The sequence below is a fragment of the Clostridium felsineum DSM 794 genome (genome assembly GCF_002006355.2).
GTDB classification, from domain to species: domain Bacteria; phylum Bacillota; class Clostridia; order Clostridiales; family Clostridiaceae; genus Clostridium_S; species Clostridium_S felsineum.
Window position 1 is genome coordinate 4,611,463 of the sequence record NZ_CP096980.1, and the last position, 25,691, is coordinate 4,637,153.

19 protein-coding genes, 1 tRNA gene, 3 rRNA genes and 1 other annotated feature are annotated in these 25,691 nt (G+C 32.6%); of the genes, 5 read left to right on the plus strand and 18 right to left on the minus strand.

Features of this window, described 5'->3' with window-relative positions:
• The first annotated feature begins 188 nt into the window (after nt 1-188).
• Nucleotides 189-1,007, plus strand: coding sequence for a molybdate ABC transporter substrate-binding protein (modA, locus tag CLFE_RS21370; RefSeq protein ID WP_077835838.1), 819 nt, complete (start codon nt 189-191; stop codon nt 1,005-1,007).
• Between the two features lie 28 nt (nt 1,008-1,035).
• Nucleotides 1,036-1,839, plus strand: coding sequence for an ABC transporter permease (locus tag CLFE_RS21375; RefSeq protein ID WP_242950931.1), 804 nt, complete (start codon nt 1,036-1,038; stop codon nt 1,837-1,839).
• A 148-nt stretch (nt 1,840-1,987) separates the two neighbouring features.
• Here CLFE_RS21375 and CLFE_RS21380 read toward each other — a convergent pair whose 3' ends face one another.
• Entirely contained in the window at nt 1,988-2,731 is a 744-nt protein-coding gene (locus CLFE_RS21380; RefSeq protein ID WP_077835836.1) for a peptidylprolyl isomerase, read from the minus strand.
• A gap of 303 nt (nt 2,732-3,034) precedes the next feature.
• Here CLFE_RS21380 and CLFE_RS21385 point away from each other — a divergent pair, with 303 nt between their 5' ends.
• Entirely contained in the window at nt 3,035-4,348 is a 1,314-nt protein-coding gene (locus tag CLFE_RS21385; protein ID WP_077835835.1) for an aspartate kinase, read from the plus strand.
• Nucleotides 4,349-4,402: 54 nt separating this feature from the next.
• Here the strand turns inward: CLFE_RS21385 and CLFE_RS21390 are convergent, their stop codons facing one another.
• Entirely contained in the window at nt 4,403-5,521 is a 1,119-nt protein-coding gene (locus CLFE_RS21390; RefSeq protein ID WP_077835834.1) for an HD-GYP domain-containing protein, read from the minus strand.
• 141 nt (nt 5,522-5,662) lie between these two features.
• Between CLFE_RS21390 and CLFE_RS21395 the strand changes: the two genes are divergently transcribed.
• The gene (locus tag CLFE_RS21395) at nt 5,663-5,920 is read left to right on the plus strand and encodes a hypothetical protein (protein WP_077835833.1); all 258 of its coding nucleotides are present in this window, start codon (nt 5,663-5,665) and stop codon (nt 5,918-5,920) included.
• A gap of 81 nt (nt 5,921-6,001) precedes the next feature.
• On the opposite strand, the gene CLFE_RS21400 is transcribed toward CLFE_RS21395, so the two are convergent.
• The 11 genes from CLFE_RS21400 to CLFE_RS21445 all read right to left on the minus strand — a co-directional run bounded on the left by CLFE_RS21400 (nt 6,002) and on the right by CLFE_RS21445 (nt 19,933).
• Nucleotides 6,002-6,077 (minus strand) — tRNA-Lys (locus tag CLFE_RS21400).
• Between the two features lie 5 nt (nt 6,078-6,082).
• Nucleotides 6,083-6,199: ribosomal RNA gene (rrf, locus tag CLFE_RS21405) — 5S ribosomal RNA — on the minus strand.
• Nucleotides 6,200-6,269: 70 nt separating this feature from the next.
• Nucleotides 6,270-9,174 (minus strand): 23S ribosomal RNA (locus CLFE_RS21410).
• 172 nt (nt 9,175-9,346) lie between these two features.
• Nucleotides 9,347-10,852 (minus strand): 16S ribosomal RNA (locus CLFE_RS21415).
• Together the 16S, 23S and 5S rRNA genes with 1 tRNA gene alongside form the textbook arrangement of a ribosomal RNA operon.
• Before the next feature lie 987 nt (nt 10,853-11,839).
• Complete coding sequence (locus CLFE_RS24320; RefSeq protein WP_284738957.1) at nt 11,840-11,911, minus strand: hypothetical protein; 72 nt, start codon at nt 11,909-11,911, stop codon at nt 11,840-11,842.
• A gap of 20 nt (nt 11,912-11,931) precedes the next feature.
• Nucleotides 11,932-12,069, minus strand: coding sequence for a hypothetical protein (locus CLFE_RS24325; RefSeq protein ID WP_176124722.1), 138 nt, complete (start codon nt 12,067-12,069; stop codon nt 11,932-11,934).
• A gap of 705 nt (nt 12,070-12,774) precedes the next feature.
• Nucleotides 12,775-13,251 carry a hypothetical protein gene (locus CLFE_RS21425; protein ID WP_077835846.1) on the minus strand — a complete coding sequence of 159 codons (477 nt, stop codon included), beginning with the start codon at nt 13,249-13,251 and terminating at the stop codon, nt 12,775-12,777.
• A gap of 176 nt (nt 13,252-13,427) precedes the next feature.
• Nucleotides 13,428-14,825, minus strand: a complete 1,398-nt coding sequence (locus tag CLFE_RS21430; protein WP_077895497.1) for an aspartate ammonia-lyase — start codon at nt 14,823-14,825, stop codon at nt 13,428-13,430.
• Between the two features lie 566 nt (nt 14,826-15,391).
• A complete protein-coding gene (gene leuA, locus CLFE_RS21435) occupies nt 15,392-17,068 on the minus strand; it encodes a 2-isopropylmalate synthase (protein ID WP_077895498.1) in 1,677 nt (558 codons plus the stop codon).
• Nucleotides 17,069-17,137: 69 nt separating this feature from the next.
• Nucleotides 17,138-17,377, minus strand: a binding site (T-box leader).
• A 140-nt stretch (nt 17,378-17,517) separates the two neighbouring features.
• Nucleotides 17,518-19,380, minus strand: a complete 1,863-nt coding sequence (locus CLFE_RS21440) for an APC family permease (protein WP_077835849.1) — start codon at nt 19,378-19,380, stop codon at nt 17,518-17,520.
• 133 nt (nt 19,381-19,513) lie between these two features.
• On the minus strand, nt 19,514-19,933 hold the full coding sequence (locus CLFE_RS21445; protein WP_077835850.1) for an acyl-CoA thioesterase: 420 nt from the start codon (nt 19,931-19,933) through the stop codon (nt 19,514-19,516).
• A gap of 235 nt (nt 19,934-20,168) precedes the next feature.
• Between CLFE_RS21445 and CLFE_RS21450 the strand changes: the two genes are divergently transcribed.
• Nucleotides 20,169-20,906, plus strand: coding sequence for a hypothetical protein (locus CLFE_RS21450; protein WP_077835851.1), 738 nt, complete (start codon nt 20,169-20,171; stop codon nt 20,904-20,906).
• A gap of 61 nt (nt 20,907-20,967) precedes the next feature.
• On the opposite strand, the gene CLFE_RS21455 is transcribed toward CLFE_RS21450, so the two are convergent.
• The 5 genes from CLFE_RS21455 to CLFE_RS21475 form a co-directional block, all read right to left on the minus strand.
• Nucleotides 20,968-22,617 carry a putative ABC transporter permease subunit gene (locus tag CLFE_RS21455; RefSeq protein WP_242951736.1) on the minus strand — a complete coding sequence of 550 codons (1,650 nt, stop codon included), beginning with the start codon at nt 22,615-22,617 and terminating at the stop codon, nt 20,968-20,970.
• Entirely contained in the window at nt 22,601-23,335 is a 735-nt protein-coding gene (locus CLFE_RS21460) for an ABC transporter ATP-binding protein (protein ID WP_077895499.1), read from the minus strand. Before CLFE_RS21460 ends, CLFE_RS21455 begins: the two co-directional genes overlap by 17 nt.
• Before the next feature lie 129 nt (nt 23,336-23,464).
• A complete protein-coding gene (locus CLFE_RS21465) occupies nt 23,465-24,406 on the minus strand; it encodes an L-lactate dehydrogenase (protein ID WP_077895500.1) in 942 nt (313 codons plus the stop codon).
• A gap of 200 nt (nt 24,407-24,606) precedes the next feature.
• Nucleotides 24,607-25,311, minus strand: coding sequence for an ABC transporter ATP-binding protein (locus tag CLFE_RS21470; protein ID WP_077835854.1), 705 nt, complete (start codon nt 25,309-25,311; stop codon nt 24,607-24,609).
• A 2-nt stretch (nt 25,312-25,313) separates the two neighbouring features.
• Nucleotides 25,314-25,682 carry a GntR family transcriptional regulator gene (locus CLFE_RS21475; RefSeq protein ID WP_077835855.1) on the minus strand — a complete coding sequence of 123 codons (369 nt, stop codon included), beginning with the start codon at nt 25,680-25,682 and terminating at the stop codon, nt 25,314-25,316.
• Nucleotides 25,683-25,691: the final 9 nt, after the last annotated feature.

Genomic DNA, 25,691 nt, shown 5'->3' on the forward strand with positions numbered 1-25,691 from the left:
TATTCACTCAAGAAAAAATGATATTAGTTTAATAAGCAAAACTATAATAATATTACATTTCTCAGCTTTAAATTTAAGAATAAATGTAATTCTTCACTCTTATATAACTACTGTTTACACCTATTCTCTAATTAAAACACTTGTGTCAGTAATTCAAAATTTAAAATAAAATTTAGGAGGAATCCCCTATGCATGTAAAAAAAATTATTTCAATTTTGTCGCTTAGCATACTTCTAACTTCTTGCTTTTATGGTTGTAGTACTAATAATTTAAGTTCAGCAAAAACATCCATATCTTCTACCAAAAAAAGTAATAAAAAGATAGTCGTTCTAGCTGCTGCAAGCCTTACCGAAAGCTTCAATGAAATTGCAACAAACTTCAAAAAGGATACTGGAATTAGTGTATCTTTTGATTATGCTGGAAGTCAACAACTTGAAAGTCTTATTAATCAAGGAACTACTGCTGATGTATTTGCATCTGCTAGTACTAAGAATATGGATAATGTGAAAAATTCAAAACTTGTTTCATCTCCTGCTATATTTGTCAAAAATAAAATTGTAGTATGTGAGAATAAAAATAGTAAAATAAAAATATCAAAATTATCTGATTTAGGACAAAGTGGTTTAAATTTAGTTATTGCAGATAAATCTGTTCCCGTTGGACAATATTTCTATAAAGTTCTTGATAGTAATAACATAACTTCAGAAGAAAAATCCCACATATTAAATAATGTTAAAAGTAATGAACTTAACGTAAAAGATGTTGTTAGCAAAGTATTACTTGGTGAAGCCGATGCTGGTATAGTATATAAAACGGATATAAATAAACAAAACATGTCAAAACTAAACACAATCGATTTAAAAGAGTTTAATAGCATAACAGCAAAGTATCCTATCTCTGTTATAAATTCTTCTAAGGATAAAAGCTCTGCTAAACGTTTTATAAATTACGTTATGTCGAATAAGGGTAGAACAATTTTAAAAAACCATGGCTTTACATTACCATAGCTGTGTAGCATAAAAAGAGACCATGCTTATGAAAAATCAATACTTTGATAGAGATAAATTCTTTATAATTCTTTTTAGCTTGCTTACAACTATATACATAATTATTTTATGCCTTCCTATAGCCTCTATAGTAAGATATTCTGGAATATCAAGTATACTAATAACAATACAAGATTCTGAAAGTTTATCTGCAATAAAACTAAGTTTAGAGACCTCATTAGTATCTTTATTTTTTACCTTTTTTCTTGGTACTCCTACTGCATTTTTTATAACTTTAAGAAAAAAACTATTATTAACAAGATTAATTGACTTAATTATAGAAATTCCAATAACCCTTCCACCCGCTGCTGCTGGAATTGCCCTTCTTTTAGCTTTTGGAAAAAATGGTATATTGGGAGGTTTCTTTTCTAGATATAATATTCAACTTACTTTTACACCTACTGCCGTGGTATTATCTCAATTTTTTGTTTCTTCTATATATTATATCCAAGTTCTCAAGACTTCTCTTGAAACAGTACCTATTGAAATCTTTGAAGCCTCTTATGTATTAGGATGTGGAAAAGTTGAAACTGCTATTAGAGTTATTATACCAATGCTAAAAAAATCAGTAATTTCAGGGTTAATCTTAACTTGGATTAGATCAATGGGGGAATTTGGTGCAACAATTGTGTTCGCTGGAAATGTGATGAATAAAACCACCACTATGCCTCTTCTTATTTATACCTTTATGCAAACAAATATAGCTAAATCAGCAGCTTTTTCTTTAGTTCTTTACATTATTTCATTTATAATTCTATTTTTAATAAAAACATGGTGTGCCAGGGACGACTAACTTTTTTCAAAATTATAGTTAAATATAAAAATACCAGAGTTTCTAATAAATATTAAAACATTATATTATTAGAAAACCCCTGGTATTCATATATTTAAATAACGTAAACTAAAATTATTTATCTTAAAGCATAATTTCTTATTAATAATTATTTAATTTCTACTTTATATTTATTCTTTAATTGATCAATATACCAACTATATTTCATACTTTGTCTTTCTTGAATTAATCTATTTTTAATAGCATCCTTTACACTAACAAAATCTCTTTGAGTTGGCTCAATTTTTCCTTCAACTTTAATTAAGTGATATCCAAATTGTGTTTTAACTGGTGCTCCAACTTCTCCTATTTCTTGAGAGAAGGCTGCTTGCTCAAATTCTGGCACCATTTGGCCTTTTGTAAATGCACCCAAATCTCCACCTCTCTCTTTTGATGGACAGCTTGAGTATTCTACTGCTGCTTCTTCAAATGTTTTTCCTTCTTTTATTTCTTCTCTTATTTTTAAAGCTTCTTCTTCTGTTTGAACTAATATATGTTTAGCTGCAACTTTTTCAGGATCCTTAAACATTTCTTTATTAGCTTCATAATACTTTTCTACTTCTGAATCTGCTACTACAATATCCTTGAAAACATTATCAAGAGATGCATGTGTCAAAATTTGCTTCTTAGCATTTTCAATTTGAATTTTTACCGCCTCTTCATCTTCAATCCCTGAATCCTTTGCATCATTATAAACAAGTTCAAAAGAAACTATTTCATCTAATAGTCTTTTTCTTCCTTCTGGATTTAAAAATTGTCTTTTTCTGTCCTCAGGAAAAGTATTTATAGTTGCATTTAAATCATTTTCTGTTATTTCTTGGCCATTAACAACGGCTAATACCTTATTTTCCATTTAAATTCTCCTTTTATAAAAAATTATCTACTTATAATTTTAATAATAACACTAAAAGTAACTTTTATCCACACAATAATGTATATTAAATTTTTTTACTTACTTTTTTCATTTATTCTCCCTTATCTTATCAATTTTATATTTATCACAATAAAAATGTACAGCATTCTTATTACACTTATTCTTTAAATATTTTAAAAAATACAGAATATTGAACTCTTTATACAATATAGTATATAATAAAAATAGTTTACTAAAAACTATACAATATTTTTGTAATAATAAATAATAAGGGTGGTTAACATGAAAATTGTAGTAACAAAGTTTGGGGGCAGTTCTCTTGCCGATTCAAATCAATTTAAGAAAGTAAAAGGAATAATTGATGCAGATCCAAATCGCAAATATATAATTCCTTCTGCTCCAGGAAAGAGAACTAATAAAGACTACAAGATAACAGATTTACTTTATTTATGTAATGCTCATGTTAAAAATGGAATACCATTTGATGATGTATTCAAACTAATTTCTCAGCGATATAAGGAAATAGTAACTGAGCTAAACATCGATATCGACATTGATTATTATCTTGAAAAAGTAAAAAAAACTATCGAGGGAGGAGCTTCAAGCGATTACGCTGCTAGTAGAGGTGAATATCTCAATGGCGTAATATTAGCTAAATATTTAGGTGCAGAGTTCATTGATGCTTCAGAAATTATATTCTTTGACAAATCTGGATCTTTTGATGAGAAAAAAAGTTATGAAAAAATAAAAGAAAAAATCTTATCATACGATAGAGCTGTTATACCAGGTTTCTATGGCTCTTCCTACGATGGAGAAGTTAAAACTTTTTCAAGAGGTGGATCTGATGTCACAGGTTCTATAATTTCAGCTGGAGTAAATGCTGATCTATATGAAAATTGGACTGATGTGTCTGGTTTTTTAATGGCCGATCCACGAATAGTGGAAAATCCAAAAACAATATCAAAAATATCTTACAAAGAACTTAGAGAATTATCCTACATGGGGGCTACTGTACTTCACGAAGAAGCAATTTTTCCAGTAAAAGATTCAGGTATACCAATAAACATCAAAAATACAAACAAGCCTTCTGATCCTGGAACGCTTATATTAAGCGACACACATAAAGAAATTAGCTTAGGTACAATAACAGGTATAGCAGGTAAGAAAAACTTTACAGTTATAGCGATAGAAAAAGCTCTTTTAAATAGTGAAATAGGTTTCTGTAGAAAAATACTATCAATCCTTGAAATGTACGGAGTATCCTTTGAGCATATGCCTTCTGGTGTTGATTCCGTTTCACTTGTTATAGAAGACTGCATGCTTGATGGAAAATGCGATAAGATAATAGATGAAATAAAAAAACAGTGTAATCCTGATTCAATAGAAGTTCACCCTAACATGGCATTAGTTGCTACTGTTGGTACTGGCATGGCAAAAATCAAAGGTATTGCTGCAAAAATATTTGCTGCTCTTTCAAGAGACGATGTAAACATAAGAATGATTGATCAAGGATCTAGTGAAATAAACGTAATTGTTGGAGTTGAAACAGCCGATTTTGAGAAAGCTGTTAGATCAATATATACTACTTTCAATTAATACTATTATTAAAAAAGAGAAATGATACTACTAATATCATTTCTCTTTCTTTATTTAGTTTTTATTTTTTTCTGGAACATTTTCCTCAATACATTTTATTACTATAGAATTCTCCTCTATTAACTTTACAACTTCATCTACTCTACTGTCATCTTCACTATAAATTATTTTTATATCAGGTCTTAGTGGCAAATCTTCATTTATTTTTATTACTACTGCTATATCATCATTACTCAATCTTACAATACTACCTTCTGGATATGGTATTACTGATTTTGAAAAAGCTTGAACCACTTTATAATCAAATTTCGTTCCACTATTGGCCATAATATATTCCAATGCCTCATTTGCTTGTATTGCCCTTCTGTAAACTCTATCAGAGGTCATAGCATCATAAACATCAGCCACAGCTACAATTCTTGAAAGAATACTGATTTTATCTCCTAACCTTCCTTCTGGATACCCCTGTCCACCTAATCTCTCATGGTGTTGAAGTGAAATTATTCTTGCTGGTACAGATATTTCATAAAAACCTTTAAGATAATCATATCCCTTTACTGTATGCTCTTTCATTATTTTAAATTCATCTTCAGTTAATGGACCTTTTTTATTTAAAATCTCATTTGGTATAAACATCTTCCCTACATCATGCAAAAGAGCACCTATACATAAATCAAATAATTCATACTTATGGAATTTAAGTTTGATCCCTATTATAAGAGCTATTACAGCAACATTTACAGAATGCTGATACGTGTAATCATCAAAACTTTTTATATCTACTAGTCCTATCATAACATTCTTCTGGGATAAAATCTCTTCAATAATTTCTGTTGCTATATAATATATTGATTTGAAATCCTCTTCACTTTCTTTATAGAGATTTCTTCCCGTATAATTTTCCTTACTATTATACTTAGAAAGCTTATAAAAACTATTTCTTACCATTTTTATTGCATTTCTTCTTATTTCTGGTTTTATAACGTCTTCAATTATAGCCTCACTATACTCATCTTCAATATATAAAGTATATATACTGAGACTTTTTATTTTATCTATAATAGGCTGCGTCAGCATACTTCCACTAGCTAAAAGCACTCTTCCTTCACCATCATATAAAGTTTTTCCTAAAATATTTCCATCTTTTACATTTTCAATTTGAGTCAATCTCATATCTCAACACACCCCATAGTTTTTCTCTGTAAGTATATTATACCTCCTTATACTAAATATAGTAAAGTTAATAATTTTCTATTTAAATTTTTGTGTCACTCTTGCATAAAACACATATTATGTTACTAGGAGGCGATAATGATGAGCAAATGTAGACACATGGATAACATGAGAAAAGTATTAAGAAGATATAAAAGAAGAAGAGTAAATATAACTTTGCAAGAATGTGGATGTAAAGAATTGAAACACGTAAAGATCAAAAAAGTATGCAAGGATATAGTTTTAGTAAAAAAACATCATGACAAATGCATATATATTAAAATATGCTGCATCTGTACTGTAGATCCTGTATGTGATTGTGATTGCGAACATGAGCACTTTCATGATGACTGCTGCTAAATAGTAGCTAAACTTAATCACAAACTTAATAAACTTATGTAAAGAAAGAACACTTGCCTAAGCAAGTGTTCTAATTATATTTGGTGGCTTATCGGGGAGTCGAACCCCGGACACCATGATTAAAAGTCATGTGCTCTACCAACTGAGCTAATAAACCAAATTACCCGGCAATGACCTACCCTCCCACAGAGCTTCCCCTGCAGTACTATCGGCGTTCTGGTTCTTAACCTTCGTGTTCGGTATGGGAACGGGTGTTACAACCATGCTATGATCACCGGATCTATTTAAATGTAGAAAGTACTTTGTACTTTCAAGATTGCATAGTAATTATCATATATTTATTTATTAATTGGTCAAGCCCTCGACCTATTAGTATCAGTCAGCTTAAAATGTTACCATTCTTACACCTCTGACCTATCACCTGTTGTTCTTACAGGGGTCTTACTAACTTATGTTATGGGAAATCTAATCTTGAGGTGGGCTTCACGCTTAGATGCCTTCAGCGTTTATCCCTTCCCGACATAGCTACCCAGCCGTGCCTTTGGCAAGACAACTGGTACACCAGAGGTCAGTCCATCCCGGTCCTCTCGTACTAAGGACAGCTCCTCTCAAATTTCCTTCGCCCGCGACGGATAGGGACCGAACTGTCTCACGACGTTCTGAACCCAGCTCGCGTGCCGCTTTAATGGGCGAACAGCCCAACCCTTGGGACCTACTTCAGCCCCAGGATGCGACGAGCCGACATCGAGGTGCCAAACCTCCCCGTCGATGTGGACTCTTGGGGGAGATCAGCCTGTTATCCCCGAGGTAGCTTTTATCCGTTGAGCGATGACCCTCCCACGAGGAGTCACCGGATCACTAAGCCCGACTTTCGTCTCTGCTCCACTTGTTTGTGTCGCAGTCAGGCTCCCTTCTGCCTTTGCACTCTACGCGCGGTTTCCAACCGCGCTGAGGGAACCTTTGGGCGCCTCCGTTACTTTTTAGGAGGCGACCGCCCCAGTCAAACTGCCCTCCTAGCTATGTCCCGTGACCAGTTTCATGGCCTCCGGTTAGAACCTCAGTACTGTCAGGGTGGTATCCCAAAGACGACTCCACAATTCCTGACGGAACTGCTTCCAAGTCTCCCACCTATTCTGTACAGACAATACCGAAATTCAATGCTAAGATACAGTAAAGCTCTACGGGGTCTTTCCGTCCAATCGCGGGTAGCAAGCATCTTCACTTGCACTACAATTTCGCCGGATTTGCTGTTGAGACAGTGCCCAAATCATTACGCCATTCGTGCGGGTCGGAACTTACCCGACAAGGAATTTCGCTACCTTAGGACCGTTATAGTTACGGCCGCCGTTTACTGGGGCTTAAGTTCATGCCTTCGCTTGCGCTAAGCATTCCCCTTAACCTTCCAGCACCGGGCAGGCGTCAGCTCCTATACTTCAGCTTTCGCTTTAGCAGAAACCTGTGTTTTTGATAAACAGTTGCTTGGGCCTATTCTCTGCGACCTACTCTCGTAGGCACCCCTTCTCCCGAAGTTACGGGGTCAATTTGCCGAGTTCCTTAACAGCAATTCTTCCGATGGTCTTAGGATTCTCTCCTCACCTACCTGTGTCGGTTTGCGGTACGGGCACAGAGCTCCTGGATAGAGACTTTTCTTGGCAGTATGAAATCAGATATTTCGGTAGTAAACTACCTCACCATTACACCCCAAGCTTAAGGAAGACGGATTTTCCTATCTTCCACTCTCAGTGCTTAGACGTACTTCCAATAACGTACGCATATCCTATCCTTCTGCGTCATCCCATTTCTCATAACGTTACTCTGCGGTATCGGAATATCAACCGATTGTCCATCACCTACGCCTTTCGGCCTCGGCTTAGGTCCCGACTTACCCTGGGCGGACGAACCTTCCCCAGGAAACCTTAGGTTTTCGACCACTAAGATTCTCACTTAGTTCTCGCTACTTATGCCAACATACTCTCTCCTGTACAGTCCACCGCTCCTTTCGGTACGACTTCAGCCCATACAGGATGCTCCTCTACCACTTGTACGAAGTACAAGTTCACAGCTTCGGTGTTAGATTTTAGCCCCGGACATTTTCGGCGCAGGATCTCTTGACTAGTGAGCTATTACGCACTCTTTTAATGAATGGCTGCTTCTGAGCCAACATCCTAGTTGTCTTAGAAATCCCACATCCTTTACCACTTAATCTATACTTTGGGACCTTAGCTGGTGATCTGGGCTGTTTCCCTTTTGACTACGGATCTTATCATTCGCAGTCTGACTACCATGATTCAAGTATCCAGCATTCGGAGTTTGATAGAGTTCGGTAACTGTTGTCAGCCCCTACCTCATTCAGTGCTCTACCTCCGGTACTCATTCATGGCGCTAGCCCTAAAGCTATTTCGAGGAGAACCAGCTATATCCGAGTTCGATTGGAATTTCTCCCCTATCCACAGCTCATCCCATGGTTTTTCAACACCATTGTGGTTCGGGCCTCCACGGAATTTTACTTCCGCTTCACCCTGGCCATGGATAGGTCACCCGGTTTCGGGTCTACAGCATGCAACTATGCGCCCTATTCAGACTTGGTTTCCCTTCGGCTTCGCACCTTAAGTGCTTAACCTTGCTGCATACCGTAACTCGTTGGCTCGTTCTACAAAAAGCACATCATCACACATTAACGTGTTTTGATCGGTTGTGGACACACGGTTTCAGGTTCTATTTCACTCCCCGTCTGGGGTTCTTTTCACCTTTCCCTCACGGTACTGCTTCACTATCGGTCACTAGGTAGTATTTAGCCTTGGGAGGTGGTCCTCCCAGCTTCCCACAAGGTTTCACGTGTCTCGTGGTACTCTGGTACAGATCGGGCTTTTTTCTCTTTTCACCTACAGGACTATTACCTTCTATGGTTTAACTTTCCAGAAATCTTCGGTTAAGATATAAAGCTTTAATGATCTGCCCGCAACCCCGGAAACAAGTTTCCGGTTTGGGCTCTTTCCGTTTCGCTCGCCGCTACTAAGGAAATCGATTTTTCTTTCTCTTCCTCCAGGTACTTAGATGTTTCAGTTCCCTGGGTTTACCTCTATATACCTATGAATTCAGTATACAGTTCATGGGGTTACCCATGAGAGTTTCCTCATTCGGAAATCTTCGGTTCACAGACTATTTGCGTCTACCCGAAGCTTATCGCAGCTTATCACGTCCTTCATCGGCTCCTAGTGCCAAGGCATTCACCATGCGCCCTTTGTAGCTTGACCTTAAATAAATATATTTAAATACAAACAACAAAGAATTAACTTTGCCTTGCTTTAGAGTATTACTCTTAATTACTATGCAATTTTCAAAGTACAAATAGAGAGTTGAACTCTCAAAATTAAACAGAGAACAAAGAACCTTCATGGAAATTACATTTCCATGTCGACTCCTTAGAAAGGAGGTGATCCAGCCGCAGGTTCTCCTACGGCTACCTTGTTACGACTTCACCCCAATCATCAACCCCACCTTCGACCGCTGGTTCCAAAAGGTTACCTCACGGGCTTCGGGTGTTGCCGACTCTCATGGTGTGACGGGCGGTGTGTACAAGACCCGGGAACGTATTCACCGCGACATTCTGATTCGCGATTACTAGCAACTCCGGCTTCATGTAGGCGAGTTTCAGCCTACAATCCGAACTGGGATAGGGTTTTGAGTTTAGCTCCACCTTGCGGTATAGCATCTTTTTGTCCCTACCATTGTAGCACGTGTGTAGCCCTAGACATAAGGGGCATGATGATTTGACGTCATCCCCACCTTCCTCCCGGTTAACCCGGGCAGTCTCACTAGAGTGCTCAACTAAATGTTAGCAACTAATGATAAGGGTTGCGCTCGTTGCGGGACTTAACCCAACATCTCACGACACGAGCTGACGACAACCATGCACCACCTGTCATCCTGTCCCCGAAGGGACTTCATCCATTACGGACTAATTCAGGAGATGTCAAGTCTAGGTAAGGTTCTTCGCGTTGCTTCGAATTAAACCACATGCTCCGCTGCTTGTGCGGGTCCCCGTCAATTCCTTTGAGTTTTAATCTTGCGACCGTACTTCCCAGGCGGAATACTTATTGTGTTAACTGCGGCACAGAAGGAGTCGATACCTCCTACACCTAGTATTCATCGTTTACGGCGTGGACTACCAGGGTATCTAATCCTGTTTGCTCCCCACGCTTTCATGCCTCAGCGTCAGTTACAGTCCAGAAGGCCGCCTTCGCCACTGGTATTCTTCCTAATCTCTACGCATTTCACCGCTACACTAGGAATTCTGCCTTCCTCTCCTGCACTCCAGACATCCAGTTTGAAATGCAGCCCCCAAGTTAAGCCCGGGGATTTCACATCTCACTTAAATATCCGCCTACACATCCTTTACGCCCAGTAAATCCGGACAACGCTTGCCACCTACGTATTACCGCGGCTGCTGGCACGTAGTTAGCCGTGGCTTCCTCCTATGGTACCGTCATTATCGTCCCATAAGACAGAGTTTTACGATCCGAAGACCTTCATCACTCACGCGGCGTTGCTGCATCAGGGTTTCCCCCATTGTGCAATATTCCCCACTGCTGCCTCCCGTAGGAGTCTGGACCGTGTCTCAGTTCCAATGTGGCCGATCACCCTCTCAGGTCGGCTACGCATCGAAGCCTTGGTGAGCCGTTACCTCACCAACAAGCTAATGCGCCGCGGGTCCATCTCATAGCGAATAAATCCTTTGGCTCAGAAATCATGTGATTTCCGAGTATTATGCGGTATTAATCTTCCTTTCGGAAGGCTATTCCCCACTATGAGGCAGGTTACCCACGTGTTACTCACCCGTCCGCCGCTGGGAACCGAAGTTCCCCGCTCGACTTGCATGTGTTAAGCACGCCGCCAGCGTTCGTCCTGAGCCAGGATCAAACTCTCAATTTAAAAGTTTGATTAGAATCATGCGACTCTCTATAGATTATAGTGGTTAATTTTGTATAATACTTCGTCAATAAAACTCATCATAGATTACTATTGACTCGCTTTATTTCCTCGTCTTATCCAAAATTTCCTCGCTATTACTAAAACGAGTGTCTTCTGAATCTTTTATACAGATGCTACTCTGTATTCCTTTAACTCATCGCTAAATTTATTTAAATAGAATAAATTCTATTCAAAAGAATTGCTGGTTCTTTAATTCTCTGTTTAATTTTCAAAGTTCAATTGTGCGCTGCACTCAGACAGCTTATTTATAATATCATTTTCATCAAGTTTTGTCAACATTTTTTTTAAATCTTTTTTATTTTACCAAAATGCCGAAACTTGGACAACGAATATTATTTTATCATATTTATTAATAATGTCAATACTTTTTTTTGTACATTTTTTATAATCTTATTTATTACTATTAATGATAAATGAAAAAAATAGATATAATCAGGTTAAAATATCATGATTATATCTCAATTATTTAAGTATTCCTAATCCATATCTAATAATACCTACTGTAAATAATACAAGTACAAGTAATCTATGAATTAATGCATCTAATTACTTTTCAATTGTAGTTGCTTGTTTTTTCTCTGTTTGAAGCTTTATTCTTGAAATTACCACTGAAGTATTAATTGTAGTCCATTTTGGAACCAAATCCTTCATTACAAATAGTCCTAAAAGCAAAGCCCCTTCTGTAAGTTTTGAAGTCTATTTCTAGCCATACCCTTAACTATATTAGAACCTGCTTTATATCCATATTGTGCTCAATACCATCTTATGGCAGAACCAATAATATTAAAGGCTAAAAAAATATTATTGGTTCTGCTATACTTGCTAACAGCAGTAAAAATACACTAGTCTAGCAAAAACAAATATTAGAGTTCTTCAAAATAGTAGATCTCCTATATATGCAAGAGATCCGTCCTATCTTTATACTATTTATATCTCTATGGCTGTTATAACACCAAATATTGGTGCAGTAACAAAAGGATGTGTACTGAAGAATTCCAAATGTCTTTTTAATACTTCTCTTATTTTATCACCTTTATATATATCTTATTTATAGCTAGAAATCCATTTTTTATGTTTGCACTCATTATATTTAAATTAATATATATCTCTTCATATGAATTTGGTTCCTCTGTTGTAGAATCTATTAATAAGTACATTTCCTCTTCTAACTTTATCTGTTTCTACAAGTTTATTATAATTATAGGTTCAGCTGTCCATAAAATATCATTTCCTGTCCTTCAAGCATCAATCTGTGTATTTCATATAAAAATAATATCCTTTCATTAGCTTTTTCAATTAATCCTTATTTTTTCAAATCAGTTTTCGTAAACGTTTCCTTTGCATTCCTAAATATATCTTTTCGTATAAATATCATGCGTATACATCATATTTGCAAATAGAGTTTTTTCAGCTCCTGCTTGTCCAGCCACTAATGTATTCTCCATTAGGAGTATACATTATGGCGGCTTTTGCTTGTTCTATTTGATTTTTTCAAGCTACCATCATATCTGATTAAATATTCAAAAGGGTTCTCGAATTCATTTTCATATTTAAAAAGCACCCCCTAATTCAAATACCTCAAGTTCATTCTGATCTATTTTTATCTAAATATAACACGAGCCTTTTTCTTACTTTTATTAATTTATCTTCTCTAACAAGTTCATTAATCACTAATTACATTGTTTTTTAATACATCAATTTTATCTTATATATAATATGCAATAATTCCTTCTTCTCTATTATATTTTACAGCTTCATCTTTTACAAATTCATATACTTTATGTATTCTTCCCATAATACAACACACCACCTCACCAGTTTAAGCTTATTAATTTTTATTATGCAACAAAATTTATTATAAACTATTGTTTTCGCTTCAATACTTTTTCAAGTTCAGTAATATGCTTGTATTTGCTTTTTATTATATCTGACAAAATTTTATAGGTTTTCGTATTAACATCACTTGTATTTTTTACAAATCTGCCCTGAATATCAACAATTAATGAATATGCATCTCTTTCTAATTCAATAGAAAAATTTAGATAATCTTTAACACTTCTTATATTATGAATATATGTTTTTTTATTAAATTGATTTATCAAAAATGACATTTTATCATATATAACAAAATCAATATCTTCAAGTTCTATATCTTTAATACTTTGTTTTAATTTTTTATAGTATTCAATATTTTTATCAGATTCTTTTAATAATACTGATGTCATTACATTTATAGCAGGATTATTATTATTTTCTTTTTTTATTTTCTCATATTCGTCCTTTCTTCTGATAACAATATCCATTGCTTTATCAATTATATCTATAACACTATACCCCATTTAGCTATCACCTCAGCTTGCCTTTATCTATATACGTTTAAAAATTTAGCACCCAAATATATATGTTGAATACTAGCTTATTATCCTTATAACAATGATATTTTTTCCAAAAATAAATTAAGAGTGCTAATAAAGCTAGCACTCTTAATTATATACTATTTTTTACTTATAATCTACTATTTGCCTACTATCCCTGGTTTGGTCATTTTAAGGGGATTTATTATACTATTTATTTCTTTCTCCTTAAAAATTCCTTCTCTTAGGAGAACTCTTTTTATAGATTCTCCTGTCTTTATTGCTGTTTTTGCTATTCTTGCCGATTTGGTATAACCTATATAGGGGCAAAGCGCTGTAACTATACCAACACTATTATTTACAAACTCATTGCATATCTCTTTATTTGCAGTTATTCCCAAAACACAATTTTTAATAAAAGTATCGATGCCATTAGTTAAAGTTTCAATAGATTCAAATATATTATAAAATATTACAGGTTCAAAAGCATTCAATTCTAATTGCCCAGCTTCAACAGCCATAGACACAGTAACATCATTTCCTATAATATTAAAGGCTATCTGATTTATAACCTCTGGTATTACAGGATTAACCTTCCCAGGCATTATAGACGAACCATTTTGTTTAGCAGGAAGATTAATTTCTCCTAAGCCTGCTCTTGGACCTGATGACATTAATCTTAAATCATTAGCTATTTTTGATAAATTCACAGCACAAGTTTTTATAGCAGATGATACTGCCGAAAATCCATCTAAATTCTGAGTGCTATCAATTAAATCTTCAGCCATTTTTAAATTTATCCCTGAAACAAATGAAAGTCTTGGAACAATTCTTTCTATATATCTACTATCCGCATTAATACCTGTTCCAACTGCTGTTCCTCCTATATTTACAACTTCTAGTTCTGTTTTTACTCTTTCAATTCTAGCAATATCTCTTTTGACAACGGCATTATAAGCACAGAATTCTTGTCCCAAAGTAATTGGTACTGCATCTTGAAGCTGCGTTCTTCCCATTTTTATTACACTTTTAAATTCCGCTGCTTTCTTACCAAAAGCTAAACTAAGTTCCTTAAGCTTTTCAATATTTTTCGATATAAGCCTTAGTGCTGTTATTTTTCCTGCTGTTGGTATTACATCATTAGTAGATTGTCCCATATTAACATGGTCATTTGGATGGACAACTTGATAATTTCCTTTTTCCTTACCTAAAAGCTCAATAGCTCTATTAGCTATGACCTCATTAGCATTCATATTTATAGATGTTCCTGCTCCTCCTTGAATGGGATCTATTATAAAATCCTCTTTAAACTTTCCTTCTATTATCTCATCACATGCTTTAATTATAGCGTTTCCTATATTTTCTTCCAATATTCCGATCTCCAAATTGGTTATTGCAGCTGCTTTTTTTATTTGAACAACACTCTTTATAAACTCTTTATTAAGCTTAAGACCTGTTATTCTAAAATTATCTGCACCTCTTAAAGTTTGTACTCCATAATATACCCCTTTAGGTACCTTTTTCTCCCCTATAGAATCACTTTCAACTCTAAATTCCACAATAAATTCCTCCTTAAATTGTATAGAAAATATATAAACTTATACATATTGCACAAACATTTTTATCATTTTATAAAACCAGCGAATTTTTTTATAAGCTACTATAATGTTATTTACTTTTTATTACATTTCCTATCGTAAGTTTTAATAATTATAAAAAATTAGCATATTGTTTTTATCTATTTTAAATTTTTGATATCACTATATTATCACATTACTATTTTATTTGCTATATACAATTTGCACAACAGAATATTCAAACTTAGTACAATAGATACAATATGCATAAAAAATTTTATCTAAAATCATTTTAAGGTTTCATTAGGTATGATAAAAAACACCTGAACATTACATCTCCTTTAAAATACAAGTATTTCGTATTATATTTATCTCAATACTTTTAATTTAATGTTTTCTTTCAAATATGTATTGATTTCATATTCATTTATTCATTTTACAGTTAATTGCGAATCTTTTAGTTTTCTTTAGAATCTTCAAGAGAAATACATATGTATTTAAAAAACAAGAATGTCACCTAAACAAAAGGTGACATTCTTATTTTTTATTTAGTTTAATTTAGTTCTATTAAGAGCACTTACAAGTGCGTTGAGTGATGCTGTATCGATATTGTCCGATATTCCCACTCCAAAATATCGTTTTTCTTTACTTTCAATTTGAATATATGCAACTGCTTTTGAATGAGATCCAATATTTAATGCATGTTCATCATATGATATAAATTTACATCCATTGTAATTATTATTATGCATTGCATTAAAGAACGCATCTACTGGGCCATTTCCTATTCCTTCTATTTTTGTATCCTTACCGTTTATAGCTACAATTGCCTCTATATCCACCTTATTTTCTTCTTTTTCTATATCCTGTATCGAATGTATTCTGTAATTTCTTAAATAGTATGGGGTTCTATTCTCCAAATACTCCTCCTTAAAATACTTAAAAATTTGTTCTGGGGTAAGTTCGCCTCCGAGACTATCTGATTTTTGTTTTATTATTTTTCCAAACTCAGGATGCATGGACTTTGGAAGTATAAATCCAAAATCGCTTTCCATTATGTATGCTGTTCCACCTTTTCCTGATTGGCTGTTTATACGTATAACCTCTTCGTATTCTCTTCCTAAATCGTGAGGATCAATTGCAAGATATGGTACTTCAAAATACTCACTTTTACTTTCACTTAAAACCTTGAGCCCTTTCCTTATAGCATCCTGATGAGAGCCTGAAAAAGCAGTAAAAACAAGCTTTCCTGCATAAGGTTGACGTTCATGCACTACCATTTTTGTACACTCTTCATAAATTTCAACCACTTCATTTAAATTAGAAAAGTCAAGCCTTGGATCTACTCCCTGCGAGTACATATTTAATGCCATATTTACAATATCTAAATTTCCTGTTCTTTCACCATTTCCAAATAACGTTCCTTCTATTCTATCTGCTCCTGCAAGAAGTCCAAGTTCGCTAGATGCTGTACAAGTTCCTCTATCGTTATGTGTGTGAAGACTTAATATTATGCTTTCCCTATCGGAAAGATGAGTACAAAACCACTCTATTTGATCTGCATATATATTAGGTGTAGACATTTCAACTGTTGATGGTAAATTTATAATAACTTTATTATTTTTAGTAGGTTTCCAAACCTGAATCACAGCTTCACATACTTCAAGTGCATAATCAAGTTCAGTACCTGTAAAGCTTTCAGGTGAATATTCAAAAATAAATTTACTTTCAGTATATTCCGTATATTCACTATATTTTTTTACTAACTCTGCTCCTTTTATAGCTAGTTCTTTAATTTCTTCTTTACTTTTTTTAAATACAACTCTTCTTTGAAGTTCAGAGGTTGAATTATATACATGTACAATTGCTTTCTTGACTCCTTTAAGTGCTTCAAAAGTTCTTTCAACCAAATGTTCTCTAGCTTGAGTCAATACCTGTATCGTAACATCCTCAGGTATAAGATTATCCTCTATTAATTTTCTTGTAAACTCATATTCTGTTTCAGATGCAGATGGAAAACCTATTTCTATTTCCTTAAAACCTATAGCTACAAGCATTTTAAACATTTTTACTTTTTCGTCTACATTCATAGGTTGTGGTAATGATTGATTACCATCTCTTAAATCAACACTACACCATATAGGTGCTTTTTCTATTTGCTTGTCTGGCCATTTACGATTTTCAATTTTTACTGTAGGATATTTCACATATTTACTATAAGACATATAAGAACACTCCTTTAAAAGTAATTATTTTTAAATTTTATAAACAAAAAACCCCGTCTCAATCAATACGAAAGAGACGAGGATTACTCGCGGTACCACTCTACTTAACTTAAATAAAAGTTCACTTTTTCAATAGCACTCCATAAAAGGTTCATACTATCTATCCATATAACGGTGGAATTCCGTTCTACCCTAATATCAGGTGACTGCTCACAGATGAGTTCAAAATCTTAGAAACTATCGGTTCACAGCAATCCCGATTCTCTGAAAGTTTATCTGATTTTTACTAGTTCTGTTCATAGCAATATGTTTATATTAATTGACTATATATTACTACACTATATAAAAAAAGTAAATATATACCCAAAAATATTATCATTTTGGTTATATATTTACTTTAAAATTAACATTATTTAAATCAAAGCATCATTTCTTTATCATATCGTTTTTTACTCTTCATCGTCACCTGGATTCAAATGAAATGGAAAAGTTGATACTACTATATTATCATATCTCAAAAGTGATTCTCTTAATAAAAAGCTAGTATGATTATGTAAAATTTGTCCTGATTTATCCTTAGTAATAAACTGAGGTAAAACTACTGTTATTTTTTCATCAGGTGATGAAGCATGTGAAATTACTCCAATATACTCTATGAGTGGTGTAACTATTGCTCTATATGGGGAATACTTAGAAACAAGTAAAATATCTGTATTAAGTTCCTCCCATTTAATTTTTAGTTTGTCCATATACTCTTTATTAGGTGAAACATTAAGTGCTATTACATCACTAGTTATACTTCTTGCATATTTGAGGGCACCTAATGTAGCTTTATTTAAACTTGCTATTGGAACTATTATTAAATGATTATAGCTTTGTCCAATTCCACAATTCTTAACATAATCTTCATCTGCTCTTAATCCCCTAGCTACATAATTATAATGTTTTTTAATATGAAGGAATCCAAGTACTATTATAGGTACAAGTAATATGATAACCCACGCACCTAACAAAAATTTCTCATAAACTATTACACATGTTGTTATAAGTGTAATAAATGCTCCAAAACCGTTTATTGCTCTTCTAAAGTTTTTGCCTTTTTCATTCGTTTTATTCCAGTGAATAACCATTCCTGTTTGTGCTAATGTAAATGATAGAAAAACACCTACTGAATATAAAGGTATCAAAAGATCCGTATCAGCTTTAAATATAACAACTAATATTGCTGCAATTATAGAAAGAAATAATATTCCATTTGAGAAGCTTAATCTCTTTCCTTTTGTAGCAAAACTTCTAGGTGCGTATCCATCTCTTGCTATTACAGACATAAGCATAGGGAATCCTGTATAGGATGTATTGCATGCCATTATAAGTATAATCGCTGTAGTAAATTGTATTACGTAGAACATAAATGTCTTACCAGAAAAAACACCATACGCTATTTGTGCTAAAACAGTTACATTAGGGTTAGGTACAGCATTATAAAATCTTGCCAAAAGTGAAGATCCACCAAATATAAATAGTATTGCAAAAGTAAGAAGAACCATTACTATTGTCGCATTCTTTTGACCGGGCTCCTTAAAGTTAGGTACCGAGTTACTAACAGCTTCAAGTCCTGTTAATGCTGAACAGCCTGAAGAAAATGCTTTCAAAATTAAAAATATACTTATTTCTCCCATTGGCTTGAGATTTTGATGTATCATCTGCATACTACTAGATGGTCCGTATATAGCATATTTTACTAGTCCGAATATGATCATGAATATCATACTAAAAATAAACAAATATGTAGGTACACTAAACACTTTTGCCGATTCACTTACACCTCTTAGATTTAGAATCGTTAGAATTGCAATCAGTACCACTGCCAGCAAAACTTTATGAGGTACAAGAACCGGAAAAGCAGAAGTTATAGCAGCAACTCCAGAGCTTGAACTAACTGCAACTGTTAGAATATAATCTAATAAAAGTGCAGCACCTGCAACAAGGCCTGGCTTTATTCCAAGGTTCTCTTTTGCAACTACATATGCTCCTCCACCTTGTGGGTATGCTTTTATTATTTGCACATAAGAAACGGTAAGTATAAATAGTAGTCCAATAATCATAAGTGATATATTGCCTAACCATTTATAAGATAATAAACCTATAGCTGGAACTAGCACCAATAAAATTTCTTGTGATGCATAAGCAACGGAAGAAATAGCGTCACTTGCCATAATTGCAAGTCCAAATGGAACATTATATTTTTCTCTTGAACTCTGCTCATTTGCTAGAGGTCTTCCTATAAGCAAGTCAAAAAACTTATTAACCAATTTATTAATCCTCCTTAGTATTGTTATACTAATGTATTTCTAAAGTAATTTTATGTATACATAAGATTTATTATAATATATTTACAAATAATATCAATCCATAAATAAAATTTTTTATTTCTTTTAAAAATGTTTACTGCTGAATTATTTGAAACTTTGCCCATATATTAGGATGTTTCTTCATAAGATTCAGTATCTTAAAGCTTCTACTATCAACAAATGTCTGAATTGTTTGTCCTGTTGCTAAAACTCTTCCATCTTCTTCCCTTATTACTCTATAATTAATTTCAACCTTTATTGGTGTAAGTCTTCCTATACTTGTTTCTACTAATATATAATCTCCATACTTTGCCCCCTCATGATACTTACATTTTGTCTCTACTAGAGGCATCATTACTCCTATTTCTTCCATTTCACTATACTTTATACCTGAAAGCTCTATTAAATCTTCTCTAGCAGCCTCAAAATACACATAATAGTTTGCATGATGTACGATACCCATCTTATCAGTTTCAGCATATCTTACTTTAATTCTAGTAATAGCCTTATCCATAACAATTCTTTCCTTTCAACTTTTAATATGTAATTTAGTAAATCTATTATATCATAGTTAACTAAACTATCTATCACTAAATCTTTTATGATAACCTCCTGTTTTTACAATTTGTTAATAGTTTTTTTTCATTTTAGTTACACTTTTAGGATATACTAATTCAAACAGTATCTAGAGAAAATTGTATTATATTTTCAATTATGTTATCATATTTAAGTATAAGGTGGTGGTAATAATGATCAGTATTATACCAGATAACCAAATGAAAAGAATAAATTTCTATTGGCAGAATACATTTGATTATAAGCCTAGCGATAAAGGCACTGAATCACAAGTTATTTTAGACGCTTCACTAAAAAACTCAGGTAAAATATCTATATATCATATAAATGATAAATCTTTTATAAAAACAGATCCAGATATTTTTGATAAAATAAACGATTATATAAATAGCTACTACTTATATAAATCTGTATATGCTAAAGACTTCGAAAACTATTTTAAGGATGCTGTACAAACAGATGAAAGTTGTTACTTTTGTTACCTTACAGAACCGTCGTATGTTTCTGACATTTTAAGTAATGAGTATTCCGTTAGAAAACTTTCATCAGTAGATTCACAATTGTTAGAAAATTTTAAAAAATCATGTTGGGATTTAAAACTTAAAATAAACTTACCTGACATAAATTCACCTGTAATGTTAGGATGCTTTTACAATAATTCTCTTGTATGTATTTCATCAATTTCTTATTTTAAAAATGATATTGCTGATTTAAATATAATCTCTCATCCTTCATTTAAGGATAATTCAATTATAGCTAAAACCCTTATAGCTGAATTATGCCAATTTTGTTTTAAAGAAGGTAAAGTTCTACAATATAAATTTTCTAGTAAAAATAAATATGCAAAAAAAATATCACAATCTATGGGTTTTAACTTGTATGTTATAAATGAGAACCTAATATTAAAATAAAAACTTATACATATGCCGTGATTGTCAAAACCGCGGCATCTATATAAGCTAATTTCATATCCTAACTCTCATAATTGTTCAATTTTTTCTCTCCACTAGAGCATACAAATTTATATACAATATAATCCAAAACCACAAATATTATTACTGATATTATAAAAAATACATTGCTATTCACTCTTACAAATATGCACATAATAATTATTATTGCACTAGGTACTATTGAAACTAAAAAAGCAATAAGTGAATTAAAATTTGATTTAACTGCTCTTTGCTCTGTATCCCATTCCAATTTTGGCATACTTAAATCTACATACATACCTATTAGTGATGTGAAAATATTTCCAAGAACTCCTGCTACAAATATATATATACCAACATATGCAGGAAATCCAATCACAAAAAAGGCTATTATATCTATAATTACTATACCCATTGCACCAATAAGTATTCCTGAAGTTATTTTAGCAGTTATTTGATTCGAATAACTTACTGGTATATACTTCATTACAAAAAAATTACTTCCTTCTCTTGATATAGATGTGGATGTAACTGCATTCATAGCTCCCATAATGAGTCCAAATACTATAGCCGATGCTATTATAATTCTAAAATTTTGAGAAGTACTTACATATGATAATGCATCTTTTAGTCCATGCTCATTTGAATTACCAAAAAATACAGGTATCAATAAAATTATAGGAAGTATAAAGCTTGACATTACACAATTTACAAAATATGCTGGAGTCCTAAATAAAATTTTCATTTCCTTTATAGTATAAGAAAATAAAATAGATTTCTTTTGAGTCTCTTTATTCATTTTTCTAGAATCAATTTTCTTTCTTTTAGATGATGACTCTGAAAGCCCCTGAACTCCTTTGAAATACAAGTACTTACCTAAAAATATTATAATTACAAAACTTAATACATTTATTAAAACAAATATTAAGACATAAACCAAGTTCAAATTAACTAACGCAGTACTCGCTAAGCTTCCAAGAGGAAACATATTTACCATTACAGAATTAGCTTTTTTTGCGTTTTGTAATAATTGAAGGTTACTGGCATTTCCCATCATTCTTGTAGCAACATTTATACCAACTGCAAATAGGAGTGCAAAAATTCCTCCTAAAGTTTTAAATAAATCTTTTTTCTTAGATTTGTTTATAAACGGCATAATTAATATGCTTATAAGAAGCGCTATCGCTAGAGGAAGTATTGGCTGAAATATTATAAATAGAATACTATAAATATAAAACAAAGCTCCACAGCTTGAACCTATGCCATATATTAACGTACATGGTACTAAAATTGCAGCCGTAATAAAATACTCTCTTATAAGAGCTACTGTAAATTTACTTGCGACAATTGTCTCTGGCTTAAACGGCATTGGCATTAAAAAATTTATATCATTTGAAAAATAAAATACACCCATAGTAGAGAATATCCCAAATACAAGTATAATTAAAGTTATCGCCGAATAGTTAATTTGGAGAAATAAATATTCCATGTGTAGAATTTTCACTCCAAAATATATAGATACATCTATCAACCCTACAAATCCAGCAAAAATTACAAATAGTATGAACGTCAATATCATTCTTGAAACAAAATTTTTTGAAAATCTACTTAACTTCTTTCTTCCACTACCATAAGAACCACCAAGAAGAAGATACTTAGTTAAAATTAAGAATTTATTTATCTCCATCATCAATCAACTCCAAGAACATTTTTTCAAGAGAACTTCCTTCCTCTTGAAGCTTCTGTTTCATTTCATTTATTGTACCGCAAAAAACAATTTTACCTTTACTAACTATTCCAATTCTATCACATAGTTTTTCAGCTACTTCAAGTACATGTGTTGAAAAAAATACAGTCTTCCCACTATCTGCATGCTTTCTCATCATTTCCTTTAAATTATATGAAGCCTTTGGATCTAGTCCTGTCATAGGTTCATCTAGTATCCAAACATCTGGATCATGAACAAGTGCTCCCATAACAACAATTTTTTGCCTCATACCGTGTGAATAACTTTGGATTTTATCATCTAAAGCACTTTCCATATCAAAATACTTGCTCAAACCATCAATTCTTGCTTTTCTATCCTCAGTTGTAACATCATATACATCTGCCATAAAATTAAGGTATTCAATTCCTTTTAATCTCAGAAACATATCTGGACTATCTGGTACATATCCTATTTTTTTCTTAACCTCAATAGGATTTTCAGTAATATCCAAACCATCAACTTTTATAGAACCAGAATCAGCTTTTATAATACCAGTAATCATTTTTATTGTAGTACTCTTACCAGCACCATTTGGTCCCAAAAATCCAAATATCTCCCCTGAATTTATACTAAAATTTAAATTATCAACTGCTTTATTTTTACCATTATACGTTTTATTTACATTAACAAGTTCAATCATATTAACACCTCCAATATGTTATATATATAATATAACACACGTAATAAAATTTCAATAAAAATCTTCAATTTTTAACAAATAAAAAATCTAAACTCTTTCAATTATACTTTCAGAGTTTAGATTTCTCTTCTAAAATATATTATTTAATGTTTCCTTTAATGTTTTTGCTGAAGCTTCTAATTCTTTCTTCTCCTCTTCATTTAAAGGAACTTCTATAATTTCTTTGGCTCCATTAATACCAACTATAGATGGAACGCCCATATAAACATCTTTTATACCATATTGCCCTTCAAGAAATGCTGATACAGTTAAAATTGAATTTTCATCTCTTAAAATTGCTTCTACTATTCTTTTTATAGCTAACGCCACCGCATAATAAGTTGCTCCTTTTTTCTCTATAACCTCATAAGCCGCATTCTTCACATCTTCATATACCTTATATTTTAATTCTCCATCACATTTTTTACAGGAAACTTCACAATATTTATTTACATCCATCCCTGCTATATTAGTTAAACTCCAAGTAGCTATCTCAGAATCACCATGTTCTCCCATAATATAAGTATGAATATTTCTAACATCAATATTGAAATGCTCGCTTAACATATATCTAAATCTTGATGTATCAAGTACTGTTCCTGAACCTATAACTCTTGACTTTGGAAATCCTGAAAGCTTATATGTTATATATGTTAAAATATCCACTGGATTAGAAACAACTACTAAAATTGCATTTGGATTGTATTTTACAACCTCTGGAACTATACTTTTAAATATGCTGTAATTTTTATTAATTAAATCAAGTCTTGTTTCCCCAGGTTTCTGAGCTGCTCCCGCTGTTATTATAACTATATCCGAATCTTTTGTATCTTTATAATCTCCCGCTTTTACCTCTACAGGCTTCACAAATGCTGTACCATGTGATAAGTCCATAGCTTCTCCTTCTGCTTTATCTCTATTCACATCGACTATTACTATTTCTGATGCAAGTCCACCATTCATTAATGCAAATACCGTAGAAGATCCAACAAAGCCTGCTCCAATTACTGAAATTTTAGTATTTTTATTCATAATATCCCCTCCAATAGAACAACTATTTTAATTAGTATTTCTTTAATTACTACATATTATGCAACATTATATAGACTTTGTTAATTTATTAACTATTAATATTATATATCATTTGATATCTATTATCAATGCTCTTTATAAAAAAATCTGCATTTTGTGTTTTTAACAACATTAAACTTTATGCAGATTTAACTTTAAATTTAGAAATCTTTAAAAACTTCCCTATATATTTTATCTATTGATCCATCTTTTTCATTTCTTAACTCATCAGCATTCCCACTCAATACATTCTTGCCTTCTGCTATGAATACCACTTCGTCAAATAATCTTTCTACATCATTTACTAAATGTGTAGTTATAATCATAGAACTGTCCTCTGAAAAATTATTTATTATAGTATCCAATATTTTTTCTCTTGTTGTTGGATCTACACCTCCAAGAGGTTCATCAAGTATGTATAGCTTAGCCCTTCTTGATAAAACTAATGTAAGATAGAGTTTTTCAGTCATTCCTTTTGAAAGAGACGTAACTTTAGCTTCCTTATCTAACTTCATAAAATCTAAAAGTTCCATAGCTTTTTTATAATCAAAGTCTTCATAAAAATCCTTATAAAAATTTATAGCATCTTTTATTTTCATCCACTTGTACAAAAAATCTTTATCCGGTAAATATGAAACTATAGCTCTACTATGAATTGATGGCTTATGACCATCTATTAAAATTTCCCCTGAACTTTTCTTTAAAATCCCAGCTATTATCTTTAAAAATGTACTTTTACCACTTCCATTAGGTCCAAGAACACCTAATATTTTGCCACTTTTAAGCTCTAAATTAAAATCCTTAAGCGCTTTTTTATTATAATAATTTTTATTTAAGTTAGTTACTTTCAACAAATAATCTCCCATTTTTATTCTCCCTTCTTACTAATAAGCTTATCTTCAACAACTTTTAATATCTCTTTATTATCAAATCCAAATTTTTTTATACTTTCAATAAAATTCTCAATCACTTCACTCGCCATATCTTCCCTTAAATTAGTTATCATATTAGAATCCTCCCTTATAAAACTGCCTGTACCTCTTTGAGTATAAGTTATGTTTTCTCTTTCAAGTTCTTGATAAACTCTTTGAAGCGTATTTGGATTAACCTTAAACTTAACAGCCATTTCTCTTATAGAAGGCAGTTTATCACCTGGCTTTAAGGTTCCGTTTATTATATCCACCTTTATATCATTCATTATTTGTATATAAATAGGTGACTTATTATCAAACTCCATATTACTAAC